The organism is Ensifer canadensis, from assembly GCF_017488845.2.
Lineage (GTDB): Bacteria > Pseudomonadota > Alphaproteobacteria > Rhizobiales > Rhizobiaceae > Ensifer > Ensifer canadensis.
On sequence record NZ_CP083371.1, the window covers coordinates 1,476,232 to 1,491,469 of the forward strand.

16 protein-coding genes are annotated in these 15,238 nt (G+C 63.0%); 6 read left to right on the forward strand and 10 right to left on the reverse strand.

What is annotated here, in order from left to right:
• Window positions 1–38: 38 nt before the first annotated feature.
• From J3R84_RS26580 to J3R84_RS26595, 4 genes are all read right to left on the reverse strand, one after another.
• Entirely contained in the window at window positions 39–809 is a 771-nt protein-coding gene (locus J3R84_RS26580; RefSeq protein ID WP_057211363.1) for an amino acid ABC transporter ATP-binding protein, read from the reverse strand.
• Window positions 810–822: 13 nt separating this feature from the next.
• Entirely contained in the window at window positions 823–1,485 is a 663-nt protein-coding gene (locus tag J3R84_RS26585) for an amino acid ABC transporter permease (RefSeq protein WP_057211365.1), read from the reverse strand.
• Between the two features lie 5 nt (window positions 1,486–1,490).
• Window positions 1,491–2,153: an amino acid ABC transporter permease gene (locus J3R84_RS26590; RefSeq protein WP_203530078.1), complete on the reverse strand. Its 663-nt coding sequence runs from the start codon at window positions 2,151–2,153 to the stop codon at window positions 1,491–1,493.
• 72 nt (window positions 2,154–2,225) lie between these two features.
• On the reverse strand, window positions 2,226–3,065 hold the full coding sequence (locus J3R84_RS26595) for a transporter substrate-binding protein (protein WP_025428471.1): 840 nt from the start codon (window positions 3,063–3,065) through the stop codon (window positions 2,226–2,228).
• A gap of 160 nt (window positions 3,066–3,225) precedes the next feature.
• On the opposite strand from J3R84_RS26595, the gene J3R84_RS26600 reads away from it, so the two are divergent.
• The 6 genes from J3R84_RS26600 to J3R84_RS26625 all read left to right on the forward strand — a co-directional run bounded on the left by J3R84_RS26600 (window position 3,226) and on the right by J3R84_RS26625 (window position 10,229).
• Complete coding sequence (locus tag J3R84_RS26600) at window positions 3,226–4,284, forward strand: D-TA family PLP-dependent enzyme (RefSeq protein ID WP_057211367.1); 1,059 nt, start codon at window positions 3,226–3,228, stop codon at window positions 4,282–4,284.
• 329 nt (window positions 4,285–4,613) lie between these two features.
• Window positions 4,614–5,651, forward strand: a complete 1,038-nt coding sequence (locus J3R84_RS26605; RefSeq protein ID WP_373688559.1) for a sulfate ABC transporter substrate-binding protein — start codon at window positions 4,614–4,616, stop codon at window positions 5,649–5,651.
• 239 nt (window positions 5,652–5,890) lie between these two features.
• Window positions 5,891–6,757 (forward strand): sulfate ABC transporter permease subunit CysT, encoded by an 867-nt coding sequence (gene cysT, locus J3R84_RS26610; protein ID WP_225968517.1) that lies wholly within the window; start codon window positions 5,891–5,893, stop codon window positions 6,755–6,757.
• The gene (gene cysW, locus J3R84_RS26615; RefSeq protein ID WP_084815706.1) at window positions 6,747–7,619 is read left to right on the forward strand and encodes a sulfate ABC transporter permease subunit CysW; all 873 of its coding nucleotides are present in this window, start codon (window positions 6,747–6,749) and stop codon (window positions 7,617–7,619) included. Before cysT ends, cysW begins: the two co-directional genes overlap by 11 nt.
• Window positions 7,620–7,634: 15 nt before the next feature.
• A complete protein-coding gene (locus tag J3R84_RS26620; RefSeq protein WP_107027179.1) occupies window positions 7,635–8,759 on the forward strand; it encodes a sulfate/molybdate ABC transporter ATP-binding protein in 1,125 nt (374 codons plus the stop codon).
• Window positions 8,760–8,864: 105 nt separating this feature from the next.
• Window positions 8,865–10,229, forward strand: coding sequence for an FAD-binding oxidoreductase (locus J3R84_RS26625; RefSeq protein WP_203529258.1), 1,365 nt, complete (start codon window positions 8,865–8,867; stop codon window positions 10,227–10,229).
• A gap of 15 nt (window positions 10,230–10,244) precedes the next feature.
• On the opposite strand, the gene J3R84_RS26630 is transcribed toward J3R84_RS26625, so the two are convergent.
• From J3R84_RS26630 to J3R84_RS26655, 6 genes are all read right to left on the reverse strand, one after another.
• Window positions 10,245–10,751 (reverse strand): RES family NAD+ phosphorylase, encoded by a 507-nt coding sequence (locus tag J3R84_RS26630; protein ID WP_025428465.1) that lies wholly within the window; start codon window positions 10,749–10,751, stop codon window positions 10,245–10,247.
• Window positions 10,751–11,122, reverse strand: a complete 372-nt coding sequence (locus J3R84_RS26635; protein WP_025428464.1) for a DUF2384 domain-containing protein — start codon at window positions 11,120–11,122, stop codon at window positions 10,751–10,753. The genes J3R84_RS26630 and J3R84_RS26635 overlap by 1 nt, the downstream gene beginning before the upstream one ends.
• A gap of 61 nt (window positions 11,123–11,183) precedes the next feature.
• Window positions 11,184–11,981: a crotonase/enoyl-CoA hydratase family protein gene (locus tag J3R84_RS26640; protein ID WP_203529280.1), complete on the reverse strand. Its 798-nt coding sequence runs from the start codon at window positions 11,979–11,981 to the stop codon at window positions 11,184–11,186.
• On the reverse strand, window positions 11,978–12,847 hold the full coding sequence (locus J3R84_RS26645; protein WP_057208936.1) for a hydroxymethylglutaryl-CoA lyase: 870 nt from the start codon (window positions 12,845–12,847) through the stop codon (window positions 11,978–11,980). The genes J3R84_RS26640 and J3R84_RS26645 overlap by 4 nt, the downstream gene beginning before the upstream one ends.
• A complete protein-coding gene (locus J3R84_RS26650) occupies window positions 12,844–14,832 on the reverse strand; it encodes an acetyl/propionyl/methylcrotonyl-CoA carboxylase subunit alpha (protein WP_203529283.1) in 1,989 nt (662 codons plus the stop codon). The genes J3R84_RS26645 and J3R84_RS26650 overlap by 4 nt, the downstream gene beginning before the upstream one ends.
• 16 nt (window positions 14,833–14,848) lie before the next feature.
• On the reverse strand, window positions 14,849–15,232 hold the full coding sequence (locus J3R84_RS26655; RefSeq protein WP_057208934.1) for a RidA family protein: 384 nt from the start codon (window positions 15,230–15,232) through the stop codon (window positions 14,849–14,851).
• Window positions 15,233–15,238 lie beyond the last annotated feature (6 nt).

The window sequence follows — 15,238 nt, forward strand, 5'->3', positions numbered from 1 at the left end:
CGGATGCCACGACCGCCCCTGCCAACGGTATTTGTGCATCAGTTGAACGACGAGGTTTTCAGGAATTCGGCCAGGCGCTCAGTCTGCGGCTTCAGGAACATCTCCCGCGGATTGCCCTCTTCGCCGATGCGCCCCTGGTTCATGAAGATCACCCGGGAAGACACCTCGTAGGCAAACCGCATCTCATGCGTCACGAGCAACATGCTCATCCCGTCCTCCGCCAGCCCCTTGATCACCTGCAGCACCTCGTTGACAAGCTCCGGATCGAGCGCAGAGGTCACCTCGTCGAACAGCATCAGCTTCGGGTTCATGGCAATCGCCCGGGCGATCGCTACGCGCTGCTGCTGACCGCCCGAAAGCTGGCCGGGATAATGATCCCTGTGCGAGAGCAACCCCACCCGGTCGAGCCATTTCTCGGCCACCGACAGTGCTTCGTCCCGCCCCATGCCGCGCACCTTGATAAGGCCGAGCATGACGTTCTTCGCCGCGCTCATGTGCGGAAAGAGGTTGAACTGCTGGAACGCCATGCCGGTCATTGCCCGCTGGCGGGCGATTTCCTTTTCCCGCTTGCGCCGCCTGACGCCGGCGACGGTGTCATAGCCGATCTCCTGGCCGTCAATGCGGATCGACCCGCCCTGGAACTCCTCCAGCATGTTGATGCAGCGCAGCATCGTCGTCTTGCCCGAGCCGCTGGAGCCGATGATCGAAATAACCTCGCCCTGCGCCATTGTGCAATCGACGCCCTTCAGCACCTCGACGGGGCCATAACGCTTGTGCAGGTCGCGGATTTCAAGAAGTGCCTGGGTCATCGGATCCGGTGCCTCACGATGGGACGGCTGTCTTGCGCTCGACGTAACGGCCGAAGCGCTCGATGCTGTAGTTGATGACAAAATAGAGGAAGCCGGCGAAGAAATAGAACTCGAGGCTCATGAAAGTGCGCGAGATCAGCTCCTGCGTGCGCAGCAAAAGCTCGGCGACGCCGATGATCGACAGCAGCGTCGAAGCCTTGACCATTTCGGCGGCGGTATTCACCCAGGCCGGCAAGGCCTGCCGCAAAGCCTGAGGACCAAGGATATAGGCAAAAGTCTGCGGGAATGTCAGGCCGATCGCCTTGGCCGCCTCCGTCTGTCCCTTGGGGATCGCCTGAAGCGCGCCGCGGACCAGTTCACCCACATGCGAGCTGCAGAAAACCGAAAGGGCAAGGATGCCGGCCTGGAACGGCCCGAGATCAATGCCGATGGTGCTGAGCACGTAGTAGCTGGCGAGAACCAGCACCAGTACCGGCGTGCCGCGGATGAAGTCGGTATAGCCGCGCACGATGAAGCGCACGGGTTTGTAGCCGTAGGTCAAGGCGAGACCGACGAAGACGCCGAGCACCGTCCCGACAACGATGGACAGGAAAGAAATGGAAACCGATACGCCGAGACCCTTGAGAAGGGGGATGCGGGCGATCCAGAGCTGGTCGAGGAATGCGGAAAGATCCATGGCGATCACCTCGGCACGGCAAGTCGGCGCTCGACCGCGCGCATCAATGCGGCGAGAAGCGAACAGGTGGCGACATAGAGGCAGCTGGCGACGATCCACGTCTCAATCACCCGGAAGCTTTCGACATTGATCTTGCGCGCCTCGAAGGTCAGTTCGGGAACGGCGATCGCGGCTGCAAGCGAGGTATCCTTGAACAGGGAGATCATCGTGCTGCCGAGCGAGGGAAGTACATTGCGCAGCATCAGCGGCAGGATAATCGAGGTGCGGATCTGCATTTCCGTGAGCCCGATCGCCAGTCCCGCCTCCCTTTGGCCAGGAGGCACGGAAAGCAACCCGCCGCGGAACACCTCGGCGAGATAGGCGCCGGAATAGATCGCCAGCGTCAGCACGAAACTCTCGATCTTACCTAGCCTGACGCCAAGCTGCGGCAGGGCAAAGTAGCTGAACAGCACCAGCACCAGGATCGGCGTGTTGCGGATCGCGGTCACATAGAAGCCGGCCGGCTCGCGTAGAACCATGGACTTCGACACCAGCCCGAAGGCGGTGACGAGGCCGATGAGACAACCGGCGAGGATCGCCGCGAAGGCGAGGCCGAGACTGAGAGCCAGACCTTCGAGCAGAAGGTCGAAAGACCGCCAGACTGCGGCGAAATTCAACTGATAACCCATGTCTTCAGCCATCCATGCCGACAGGACAGGCGTCGATCCCGCACGAGTACGGGATCGACCGAACGGAAGCGCCTACTTGAATTCGACCGGAAAGCCGATCTGCGGCGGCGTCAGGTCCTTGCCGAACCAGGTCTTGAACGACTTCGCATAGAAATCGAAATCCACCCCGGTCATGGCTTCGTGCAGCGCGGTGTTGACGAAGTTCAGCCAGTCCTGATCCCCGCGCTTGACGCCGCAGGCATAGGTCTGCGGGTTCCAGCCATAGCCGGCGTCCTTGTAGCGATCGGGGTTCTGGGTCATGTACCAGGCAAGCGACGACTGGTCGGTGGCCACAGTATCGGCCCGGCCGGATTCGAGCGCCTGATAGATGAGGTCGACAGATTCATACTGATCGACGGTCGCTTCCGGCAATGCCGCATGAACCATCGCCTCGGCATAGACGTTCTGCAGAACCGACACGGTCACCGATGAACCCGCCGCCTTCAGCGCCGCATAGTCGGCATATTTGCCGTCCGACTTCAGCATCAGGCCGACGCCTTCGCGATAATAGGGGATGGTGAAGGCGATCTGCTGGGCGCGCTCGCCGGTCACCGTCATGAACTGGCAGGTGATGTCCACCTTGTTGGTGGTGATGTTCGGGATACGGGCGTCTGATGACTGGTTGACGTATTCGATCTTTTCCGGGTCGCCGAACAGCGCCTTGGCGATGATCCGGCCCATGTCGACATCGAAGCCCTGCAGCTTGTCTTCGGCGCTCTTGAAGTGCCACGGTGCATTGGTGCTGCCGGTGCCGAGCACGAGATGACCGCGCGCGAGAATTTCGTCGAGTTTGCTCGCTGGCTGCTGCGCCTGTGCCGGCAAGGTAATGGAGGCGGCTGCGATGGCGGCAGCCGCGAGAACTGTCTTGATCATCTGCATTCTCCCATTTTTGGGTTCCCGTCATTATTCCATTATACAGTATTACAATCCTGAATAATGGATTGACGTATGAAATGCCGACGGTCATAACTTGTCAAGGGTGGATGATGTAGCTTCCCCGTGTGCCGCGCCCGACAAAAGGAAGTGATGAGCGATGCCCCTGCCGATCGAAACGCCCGCCGTGCTGGTCGATATCGAGATCGCCAAGCGCAACATCCGCACGTTCCAGGACTACGCGGACATCAACGGCATCCGCGTTCGGCCGCATATCAAGACCCACAAGTTGCCGCAGATGGCCGAGCTGCAGCTCGACGCCGGCGCCATCGGCATCACCTGCCAGAAGGTGACCGAAGCTGAAGCGATGGTGGACGGTAGTGCGCGGATCAACGATGTCCTCATCACCTACAACATTCTCGGAACGCCCAAGCTCGACCGGCTCGAGCGCCTTAATGGACGCATCGCGCTGGCAGTCGTCGCCGACAACGAGACGGTCATCAATGGACTTTCCCGTCACTTCTCGACCAAGGGCAAGCCGCTTCGGGTGTTCGTCGAATGCAACACCGGCGCGGACCGTTGTGGCGTCGCTTCGCCCGTGGAAGCCGCCCGTCTGGCCCGCCTGATCAATGATGCCAAGGGTATCGAATTCGCCGGCCTGATGACCTATCCGCCAATCGCCGGCGAGGCAAAGGTTCAGGCCTTCATGAGCGAGGCCAAGCGCCTGATCGAGGCGGACGGCCTGACCGTGCCTGCGATCACCTCGGGCGGCACGCCGAGCATGATGCATTCGGCCGGCGCGCCGATTGCATCCGAATATCGGCCCGGCACCTATATCTACAACGACCGCTCCCTCGTTTCGCGCGGCGTCGCAACCTGGGACGACTGCGCCCTCACCGTACTGGCGACCGTCGTATCGGTGCCTTCTGAGCACCGTGCGATCATCGATGCGGGCAGCAAGGTTCTGACCGCCGACCTCCTAGGCCTCACCGGCTATGGCCATGTGCTTGGCCGCGACGACATCCGCATAGACCAGCTCTCGGAGGAACACGGCCGACTTGTGACCGACGGACCGATCGGCCTGACGGTCGGGCAGCAGCTGCGCATCGTTCCCAATCATGCCTGCGTCGTGACCAACATGGTCGACGCCGTGCATATCGTCGAGGGCGACGAGCCGAAGGCCATCTGGCCGATCGTCGCCCGTGGCCACGTGCTCTAGCGGGTTTGTTGCTGCGGCAACCGTTCTTTGGCTGAGTTTTCCTAGGCCCCGCTTCGTCCCAGAAGGGTCGCATCCCTAGCGTGCCCAAACCGCGTCCATACGGCCGCCCGATCACATAGCCCATCCGGAATTTTGATGTGCGCGTCAAAGGGCTCATGCTATTCTCCGCCCGGTTCGCCACTGACAGGAGATCGGCGACCAGACGGGCGTTGGGCAAACCGTTCCTTAAAAAGGCACAACAACGATAGGACTTTTCCCGATAGCCACCTCCCGCATCATCAGTTTGCGTTGAAGCAGTCAATTAAATTGATAGTTTTATCTGGTAACCGATGGAGGTCGAGATGGGCTTTGGACGAATTACCGGAATTGTGGGACTGGCAATTGTAGTCGGAGGCCTGCAGCTTGGTGCTGCAAGTGTGGCTTTTGCCGACACGACGATCCTGAACGTGTCCTATGACCCGACACGTGAACTTTACAAGGACTTCAACGCTGCCTTCGGTGAAAAGTGGAAGGCGGACACCGGCGAAACCGTGACGATCCAGACATCGCATGGCGGCTCCGGCAAGCAGGCCCGCTCCGTGATCGACGGACTGCAGGCCGACGTCGTGACGCTGGCGCTTGAGGCGGACATCGACGCGATCGCCAAGGAAACCGGAAAGATCCCGGCAGACTGGAAGACCAAGTTCGAAAATAACAGCGCACCCTACACGTCGACGATCGTCTTCCTGGTGCGCAAGGGCAACCCGAAAGGCATCAAGGACTGGGGCGATCTCGTCAAGGACGACATCCAGGTGATCACGCCGAACCCGAAGACCTCGGGCGGCGCGCGCTGGAACTTCCTGGCAGCCTGGGCCTACGCACGTGCGGCCAATGGCGGCGACGATGCCAAGGCGCAGGCATTCGTTACCGATCTGTTCAAGCATGTGCCGGTGCTCGATACCGGTGCGCGCGGCTCGACCACGACCTTCGTCCAGCGCGGCCTTGGCGACGTGCTGCTCGCCTGGGAAAACGAAGCCTATCTTTCGCTCGAGGAACTCGGCCCGGATAATTTCGACATCATCACGCCGTCGATCTCGATCAAGGCCGAGCCGCCGGTCGCGCTGGTTGACGGCAATGTCGATGCCAAGGGTACGCGCAAGGTCGCCGAGGCCTATCTCGGTTACCTCTACAGCGACGCCGGCCAGAAAATCGCTGCGAAGCATTACTATCGCCCGTTCAAGCCGGCGGCTGCCGACCCCAAGGATGTCGCTCGCTTCGGTGATCTCAAGCTGGTGACGATCGAGGACTTTGGCGGCTGGAAGGAAGCGCAACCGAAGTTCTTCGGCGACGGTGGTGTGTTCGACCAGATCTACAAGCCGGGGCAATAATCGACCCTGTTCATGACATGAGAAGATCGGCCGGACCATTCGATCCGGCCGATCCCGTGCTACAGCGCCGCGCGTCAAATATGACGCGTAAAGGGACGCTGTAGCGCTTTGAACTTGCTGCAAATTTCCTCGTAAAACCGTTTCCGATTTGAGGAGGAAATTGTGCAGTGGGCCCACATGGGGATTGCGGGCATCATTGAGGACCGCTTGGGTTTTTTGCCTTGGGCATGAGAGGTGAGTTGGATTTGAGAGAGCATGGCCACAACAGGCGCTGGCGGTTTCGCCAGCCGAGTGTGCTTCCGGGGTTTGGTCTGGCGCTCGGCGTCACGCTATTCTGGCTGGTTTTGATCATCCTCATTCCGCTGTCGGGCCTGATCTGGCGCTCGAGCGGCCTTGGCTGGTCGCAGTTCATGACGCTGGCGCTCGATACCCGCACGCTCAATGCACTCAGGATCAGTTTCGGCACGGCCTTTGTCGCCGCCATCGTCAATCTGATCTTCGGCGTCATCCTCGCCTGGGTGCTGGTGCGCTATCGTTTCCCCGGCAAGCGGGTGATCGACGCCATGGTCGACCTGCCGTTCGCGCTGCCGACGGCGGTCGCCGGCATTGCGCTGGCGACACTGTATGCCCCGAACGGCTGGATCGGCGCGCTGCTGGCCCCACTTGGCATCAAGATCGCCTTTACCCCCGTCGGCATCGTCATCGCGCTGATCTTCGTCGGCCTGCCCTTCGTCGTCCGGACCGTGCAGCCGATCATGGAGGAGATCGACAAGGAAGTGGAGGAGGCCGCCGCCACGCTCGGCGCCAGCCGCTTCCAGACGATCCGCCGGGTGCTGTTGCCGGGGCTGCTGCCAGCTGGGCTGACCGGCTTTGCGCTCGCCTTTGCCCGCGGCGTCGGCGAATACGGCTCGGTGATCTTCATCGCCGGCAACCTGCCCTACGTCTCCGAGATCGCTCCGCTCTTGATCGTCATCCGGCTGGAAGAGTTTAATTATCCCGCCGCCACCGCCATTGCCGCGGTGATGCTGGTGATCTCCTTTGCCATGCTGCTCGTCATCAACTCGATCCAGGCCTGGAGCCGGCGGAGATATGTCTATGTCGCCTGATCTGACTACAGCCGCCCATCACGTGCGTGCCGCCACCTCGGAAAGCCGCTTTGCCCGCATAAGTCTGATCGCTGCAGCGCTCGCCTTCGTCGGCCTGTTCCTGCTGCTGCCGCTGGCCGCCGTCTTTACCGAGGCGCTGCGCAAGGGACCGGCCGAATTCCTGTCGGCGCTTGGCGATGCCGAAACCTTCTCCGCCATCCGCCTGACGCTGATTGTCGCCGCCATCGCCGTGCCGCTCAACCTCGTCTTCGGCGTCGCCGCCGCCTGGGCGATCGCCAAGTTCGAGTTCATCGGCAAGGCCTTCCTGACGACGCTGATCGACCTGCCGTTCTCGGTCTCGCCGGTGATCTCCGGTCTGGTCTTCGTGCTTCTGTTCGGCTCGCACAGCCTCATCGGCCCGTGGCTGCAGAGCCATGGCATCCAGATCCTGTTTGCCGTGCCGGGACTGGTGCTGGCCACCGTCTTCGTCACCTTCCCCTTCGTTGCCCGCGAACTGATCCCGTTGATGCAGGAACAGGGCACCAGCGACGAGGAGGCGGCGCTGTCCTTGGGCGCATCCGGCTGGCAGACCTTCTGGCATGTGACGCTGCCCAACATCAAATGGGGGCTGCTTTACGGCGTGCTCCTGTGCAACGCCCGCGCCATGGGCGAGTTCGGCGCGGTGTCGGTGGTCTCGGGCCATATTCGTGGCCAGACCAACACCATGCCGTTGCAGGTGGAAATCCTCTATAATGAATATAACTTCGTCGCCGCCTTTGCGGTTGCGACGTTGCTGGCGCTGCTGGCGCTGGTCACCCTCGTCTTGAAAACGGCGCTCGAGCTTCGCTACAGCGCCGAGATCGCCGCCAGCCGCAGGCATTGAAAGGTCCGGATCGTCATGGAAGTCCGCGTTCAGAACATACGCAAGGAATTCGGCCGCTTTCCGGCGCTCGACGATGTCTCGCTCAACATCCGCTCGGGCGAGCTGATCGCGCTCTTGGGCCCCTCCGGCTCGGGCAAGACGACGCTGTTGCGGCTGGTCGCCGGTCTTGAAAGCCCGACCGACGGCACGATCTTCTTCGGCGACGAGGATGCCTCGCAAAAGACCGTGCAGGAGCGCAACATCGGCTTCGTGTTCCAGCACTATGCCCTGTTCCGTCACATGACGGTACTCGACAATGTCGCCTTCGGCCTCAAGGTGCGTCCGGCCAACCGCCGGCCACCGGCGGCCGACATCCGCAAGCGCGCGCTTGATCTCATCGATCTCGTCCAGCTCTCCGGGCTTGAGAAGCGTTATCCGGCGCAGCTGTCGGGCGGCCAGCGCCAGCGCGTGGCGCTCGCCCGCGCCATGGCGGTCGAGCCGAACGTGCTTCTGCTCGATGAGCCCTTCGGCGCACTCGATGCCCAGGTCAGGAAGGAACTCAGGCGCTGGCTGCGCGAGATCCACGACCGCACCGGCCACACCACCATCTTCGTCACCCATGACCAGGAAGAGGCGCTGGAGCTTGCCGACCGGGTGGTGGTGATGAGCAAGGGCACGATCGAACAGGTCGGCACCCCCGACGAGATCTACGACCATCCGGTGTCGCCGTTCGTCTACGGCTTCATCGGCCAGTCGAACGCGCTTGCCGTCACCCTTGCCAACGGCGAGATCTGGTTCGAGGACCGGCCGATCGGCCTCAGAGCTCCGACCGAGCCCGACGGCCCGGCCACCCTCTACTTCCGCCCGCACGACATCGAGCTGATCGATGGCTGCGGCGGCTGTCTCGCCGGCCTGGTCACCGCCAGCCGCCGCGTCGCCGGTACCCGCCATCTCGAACTCGACCTCGGCCGCAACCATCCGCATGCCGAAATCGAACTGCCACCCGAACGCACCACAACACAGGACCGCGCAAGGGTCGCATTCCGCCCGACAAAGTGGAAGCTGTTCAGGGACGAGAAGGCGGGCAACGAGGTGCCAAGCGCAGACGTCGAGGCGGAGGCGCCGGTCCAACCGTTCGAACTGGCACGCACCGGGACCTGACGGCTTCTCAGCGCCCGATCCTCATCTCGCCTCCAAGCCATTTCCCGTTTCTGCCGAGATGCGCTACAGCACCTCATGCGGTGAGAGAAGCGGGAGACGAGGCGCATGTCCGTTATTGACGATCTGAAACAGGCACTCGGCGATGCCGTGCTGACCGGCACTGACATCGGCGAGCGCTATCGCAGCGACGCCAGCCTCACCGGACGTTATCTTCCGAAGGCCGTCATCCGCCCTGCGAACACAGAGGAAGTCGCAGCGACCCTCCGCATATGCAACGCCCATGGCCAGGCGGTCGTCGTACAAGGTGGGCTGACCGGCCTTGCCGGCGGCGCGAACCCGGACGAGGACGCGATTTCCATCTCGCTCGAACGCCTGACCGGCGTTGAGGAAATCGATCCGCTTTCCGCAACCATGACCGTCCTTGCCGGCACGCCGCTCGAGGTCGCCCAGCGCGCCGCCGACGATGCAGGCTTCCTGCTGCCGATAGACCTCGGCGCCCGCGGCTCCTGCCAGATCGGCGGCAATCTCGCCACCAATGCCGGCGGCATCCGCGTCATCGGCCATGGCGTCACGCGTGACAACGTCCTGGGGCTTGAAACCGTGCTTGCCGATGGCACGATCCTCTCGTCGCTCAGCAAGATGATCAAGAACAACACCGGCTATGATCTGCGCCAGTATTTCATCGGTTCGGAGGGCACGCTCGGCGTCATCACACGCGCCGTCCTGCGGTTGAAGCCGCGGCCGTCCGGACGGCTGACGGCGCTCTGCGCGCTTCAGACCTATGACCAGGTCGTCGCCTTCCTGGCGCGAGCACAAAGAGGACTTCCTGGCCTCTCGGCCTTCGAGGCCATGTGGGAAGACTATTTTCACTTCAACTGCGAGGCGGAGGGACAGCGCTTTTTCGAGACGTCCCCCGCCTTTGCGGTGATCGTGGAACAGGATGTCCAGGGCCACGAGACCGACAGCGAGGAATTTGAGACCTTCCTCGGCGCCGCACTGGAAGACGATGTCATCGTCAATGCTCTGATCGCCCAGTCGGAGAAAGAAAGCCGGCTCTTCTGGCAGGTGCGCGAGGGCCACGCGATGGACCGCTTGCTGCCGGCGCTGATCAATCTCGACGTCAGCCTGCCGATCGGCGAAATCGGCCGTTTCGCGGCCGAATGCGGCGCGGCGCTCGCCGCCCGTTTCCCGCAGGCGCACATCTCCTTCTTCGGGCATGTTGCCGACAGCAATCTGCACATCGCTTTTTCCACGTCGGGAAGCGACGAGAGCACGCAGCACGCGGTCGACGGCATCGTCTATGACATCGTTCGGCGCTATCGCGGCTCGATCTCCGCCGAACACGGCATCGGCACCTTGAAGCGGGAGTTCCTCGGCCATTCGCGAAGTGCGGCTGAGCTTGAGGTCATGCGCCGGATCAAGCACGCGCTTGACCCGAAGGGCATCCTGAACCCCGGCAAGGTTTTTTGACTGGGCGTATCGGCCTCAGAGCCAGGACGCCGGCGTCTTCGGCAAGCGGCTTTCCGGATCGATCACCGTCAACTCCGCCCCGCCGGCATTCCATCGCCAGAGCGCGACGCAGCTGCCGCCCGGGGACATGAAGGACGGGTAGATCAGCCCATCGAAACCACGGCTGGTCAACTCCGCCTGCAGACGGTGCGTCGCCGGCACCACGCCTTGATCCAGTGCGTCGCGCCACTCCTCCCGGTGGATATCATCAGTAACGCCGAAATCCGCAAGCACATCCGGCGCCATCATATCGGCCAGCCACGCATGCCGCAGTTCAAGCTGAGCGATCAAAGCGGGATGCTGGACAAAGCTCTGGTTATATTCCGCCCAGGCGGTCGACAGTTCGCGCGCCGCGTAAATCGTCGGCAGGCCGACCGGGTTCCAGCGGCCGCCGAAGCGCGCGGCACCATCGCCCGAAAGCGGAGCGTGGGCCCAGCGGGGCACATAGGCGCGCCAGAGGCGCACCGGCTCACTCTCCGACATCAGGCGTAGACACCCGAACGCACGGCCTCGAGATAGGCAAGCACCTTGTCTGCCTTGCCCTCTCGGGCAAGATCATAGGCAGTCTTGCCCGCCCATCCGGGGATCGGCTGGTGCTTGAACCAGATCACGGCCCGGCTCTCGTCGCCCGCCATTTCGGCAGCCATGGCGAGGATACGCACGACTTTGCTGAGAGCCGCGTCGACCTTGCGCGCGCTCGACTTCGCCGTCAGCGTGTTGCGTGCGACGCCGATCAGCTTCGCCAGTTCCGCAAGTGTCACGCCCAGACGATCCGCGACCAGCCGGGCAGACAGAAACGACGACTGGCTTTCGCCGAAATGGGAGGCAGAGATGTTGAAGCCGACGGCTGACATGGCGCATTCCGATCTTATCTTGATCATCACCTGATCAAAATAGGCTCAAAATCTGCTCAAATCAAGGAAGCGATGCCTGTCGCCAAGAGGGCTCGCGCCGTTCGAAGAAGGCGGCAACGCCTTCGCGCGCCTCATCGGACTCCCAGCAATCGGCAAGCTGCTCGATCGTCGCGGCAATAGTCTCTTCGGTGATCGGCTGTCCGAGCGAACGGGCAAGCCGTTTCGCCCGTCCGGTCGCACCGGGCGCTGTCTGGAGATAGGGTTCGACCTCGGCCGCAATTGCCGCATCAAGCGCATCGGGGCCAGCAATGGCCGTCACCAGACCGGCATCCCTTGCCTCTTCGGCGCTGAACAGGCGTGCGGACATGAACAGAGGCCGCGCCCTGCCCTCGCCGATGCGGGCAACGACGTAGGGGCTGATGGTCGCCGGAATGAGGCCGAGCCGGGTTTCGGTCAGGCCGAAGCGCGCATCGGACGACGCAATGACGGCATCGCAGATGCTCATGAGGCCGACGCCGCCGCCGAAGGCATTGCCGTGCACCCGTGCGATGACCGGCTTGGCGATCTCGTTCAGCGCCTTGAACATCAACGCCAGACGGGTCGCCTCGGCGATCCGGGTCGGCCGGTCCGCGTCGAACTGCTCGCGCATCCAGTTGAGATCGCCGCCGGCGCAGAAACTGCGGCCTTCGGCATCGAGCACCACGACGCGGACGGTGACATCCACTGACAGTCGCTCCGCCGCCTCAGTCAGTTCACCGATCATGATTGCGGAAAGCGCGTTGTGCTTCTGCGGTTGCGCCAGCGTCAGGCGGGCGACGCCCTTCGCATCGACGGCGTATCGGATCGTTTCGAACATCAGCCAGCACTCCTCAGCGATCGTGCGAAGGCGGCCGCATCTTCGAGCCTTGCCGCATCCAGCCCCGTCGAAAACCCGCGCCCGATGACAAAGGCATTGACATCAAGCGTATCGACATTCCCTGCGGCGCCCGGCGCATAGGGGCAGCCGCCAAGGCCACCGGCAGAAGCGTCGAAGACACGCAAGCCGCGCTCGAGCGCGACTCCGATATTGTCGAGCGCTCGCCCGGACGTGTCGTGAAAATGGCCCGCCAATTGTTCGGCCGGAACATGAGCCAGCACGGCCGCCAACATCGCGTCGACCGCCTCGGGCGTGCCGCGCCCGATCGTGTCGCCAAGGCTGATCTCGTAACAGCCAAGCACCATCAAGGCGGCGGCCACTTGGGCAGCGCTCTCCGGCGCGATCGCGCCTTCATAGGGGCACTCGACAACGCAGCTGACATAGCCTCGCAACGGCACAGCACTGGCGCGGCAGGCCTCTGCAACCGGGCGAAAGCGCTCGATGCTTTCGGCGATCGAACAATTGATGTTCTTCTGCGAGAAGGTCTCAGACGCCGAGGCGAAGATCGCAACCTCGTCGGCCTTGGCCGCCAGAGCCGCATCGAAGCCCTGCATGTTCGGCGTCAGCGCCGCGTAGCGCGTACCCGGTCGACGCTTTATCCCGGCCATGACAGCCGACGCATCCGCCATTTGCGGCACCCATTTCGGGCTGACGAAGCTCGTGACCTCTATGCGCTGGTAACCACAGTCCGACAGCAGATCGACAAGGTGGATCTTGTCCTTCGTGTCGACAAGCCGCTTCTCGTTCTGCAAGCCGTCGCGTGGCGCCATTTCGACAAGTGTGACATGTTCTGGCGCCAGCACGCTCATTCGCTGCGCTCCGGTTGCAACACGACGAGGATCGCGCCGGCGCTTACCTGTTCGCCTGGCGTTACCAGCGCGCTCTCGATGACGCCCGCACGCGACGCTGCCAGCGTCAGCTCCATTTTCATCGCTTCCATCACCACGAGCGGTTGGCCCTTCGTGACCACGTCGCCGGCGCGAACATGGATGAGCTTGACGATGCCGGGCATCGGAGCAGCAAGCTCGTCCTCCGCCGCCTCACCGGCGTGGGCGGTGGCGAGCGCATCGGGAAGGCGAAGAACGAAGGTCTCGCCACTGACGAAGAGCGTGATGGTTTCATGCTCGCGCAGGAAGCGGAAGACGCGTTGCTCGCCGGAGATCTCCACACGGGCGCCATCGTCGAACCGATCGAGCACAAGCACCGGAAAGGTGCTTTCGCCAGCCCGCACTGCGAACTGATCGCGCCCGCGCGCGGCAAGCGTGACGACCGATCGCCCGCCGGCGTGGTCGACGGCAATGCTTCTATGAGCATCCCCCCAGATCTGCCAGTGACCGAGCGACGACCAGGGATCGTCGGATTTCATCGGCTGCAGCACGCCGGTGGCGGCGATCGCCGCCAGTGCCAGCGCCTCGTCACTCGGCACCACAGGCGTCGTCAATTGATCGATTGCCCGGTCGATAAGGCCGGTATCCGGCCGCCCGGCGCGAAACTCGGGCTCTGCAGCGAGGCGGGCCAAGAAATCGAGATTGGTGATGGTACCGCCGATACGGCAGGCTTTGAGGGCGCTCTCCAGCCGCGCCAGCGCCGACGAGCGGCTCGGCCCGTGTACGATCAGCTTGGCGATCAGCGGGTCGTAGTAGGGGGCGATGACGTCGCCCTGCCGGACGCCGGCATCGACGCGGACGCCGTCTACAGGAAAATCGAGCGTTGCGAGCCGCCCGGTTGCCGGCAGGAAGCCGCGCGCCGGATCCTCGGCATAGATCCGTGCCTCGAACGCCCAGCCATCAATGGCGATTTCATTCTGTCGCTTTGGCAAGGCCTCGCCGACAGCGGCGCGCAACTGCCACTCGACGAGGTCAATGCCCGTGATCGCCTCGGTGACCGGATGCTCCACCTGAAGCCGGGTGTTCATTTCCATGAAATAGAACTGGTCCGGCCAGAGCCCGTTGGTGACATCGGCGATGAATTCGACCGTGCCCGCACCGACATAGCCGATGGCGCGCGCAGCCTTGACCGCGGCCTCGCCCATGGCGCGGCGAACCTCCGCCGTCATGCCGGGCGCCGGCGCCTCCTCGATCACTTTCTGATGGCGGCGCTGCAGCGAGCAGTCGCGCTCGAACAGATGCAGGATATTGCCGTGGCGGTCGCCGAAGACCTGGACTTCGATGTGACGCGGCTTGGTCAGGTATTTCTCGATGAGCACCGCGCCGTCGCCGAAGGCGGCTTCGGCTTCGCGGCGCGCTGCTTCAAGGGCCGCAGCAAACTCGTGCGGCTGCTCGACCTTGCGCATCCCCTTGCCGCCGCCACCTGCGCGCGCCTTGATGAGTACGGGAAAGCCGACGTCAGCCGCCCGGTCCGCCAGGAAGGATGGCTCCTGCTCGTCACCCTGATAACCGGGGACAACGGGCACGCCGGCCTGTTGCATCAGCGCCTTGGCCGCATCCTTCAGCCCCATCGCGCGAATAGCGTCCGGCGACGGGCCGACGAAAGTCATGCCCGCGGCCTCGACCGCCTCGGCAAAATTGGCGTTTTCCGACAGGAAACCGTAGCCCGGGTGAATGGCATCCGCGTTGACGGACCGAGCCGCAGCCACGATCCGCTCGATCGAAAGATAGCTCTCGGAGGCTGTTGGCGGTCCGATGCGGATCGCCTCGTCCGCCAACGTCACATGTAAAGCGTCGACATCGGCATCGGAATAAACGGCGACAGTGCGGATGCCCAGGCGCCGGGCCGTGCGGATGACGCGGCAGGCGATCTCACCGCGGTTGGCAATCAGAAGCTTTGAAAACATCGGCATATGGCCCGCCCTATTGTGCCGCGATCACTTCGACTTCGAGCAACCAACCGGAATCGAAGATGCCGGCAATCACCACCGTCATCGCCGGCGCGAGCGGACCGAGATATTCGGCACGGGCCGCGCGGTTGGCCATGGTGTGGTTGCGATCGGCGAGAAAGGCCGTCACCTTGACGATATCGGCCTTGCTCATGCCGGCGGCCTTCAATTGGGCGTCAATGTTCAGCCAGACCTGGCGCGCCTGTGCCTCGAAGCCGTCGGGCAGCACGTCGTCGGAATTGAGCGGCACCTGGCCGCTGACGAAAACCAGTCGCTCGAAATTCTCGAGCCGCACGGCTTGCGAATAGCCGCCACGGGGTTGCGGCGCATTCTTGGCGTTGACGTTTTCGCGCTTCATCGCGAT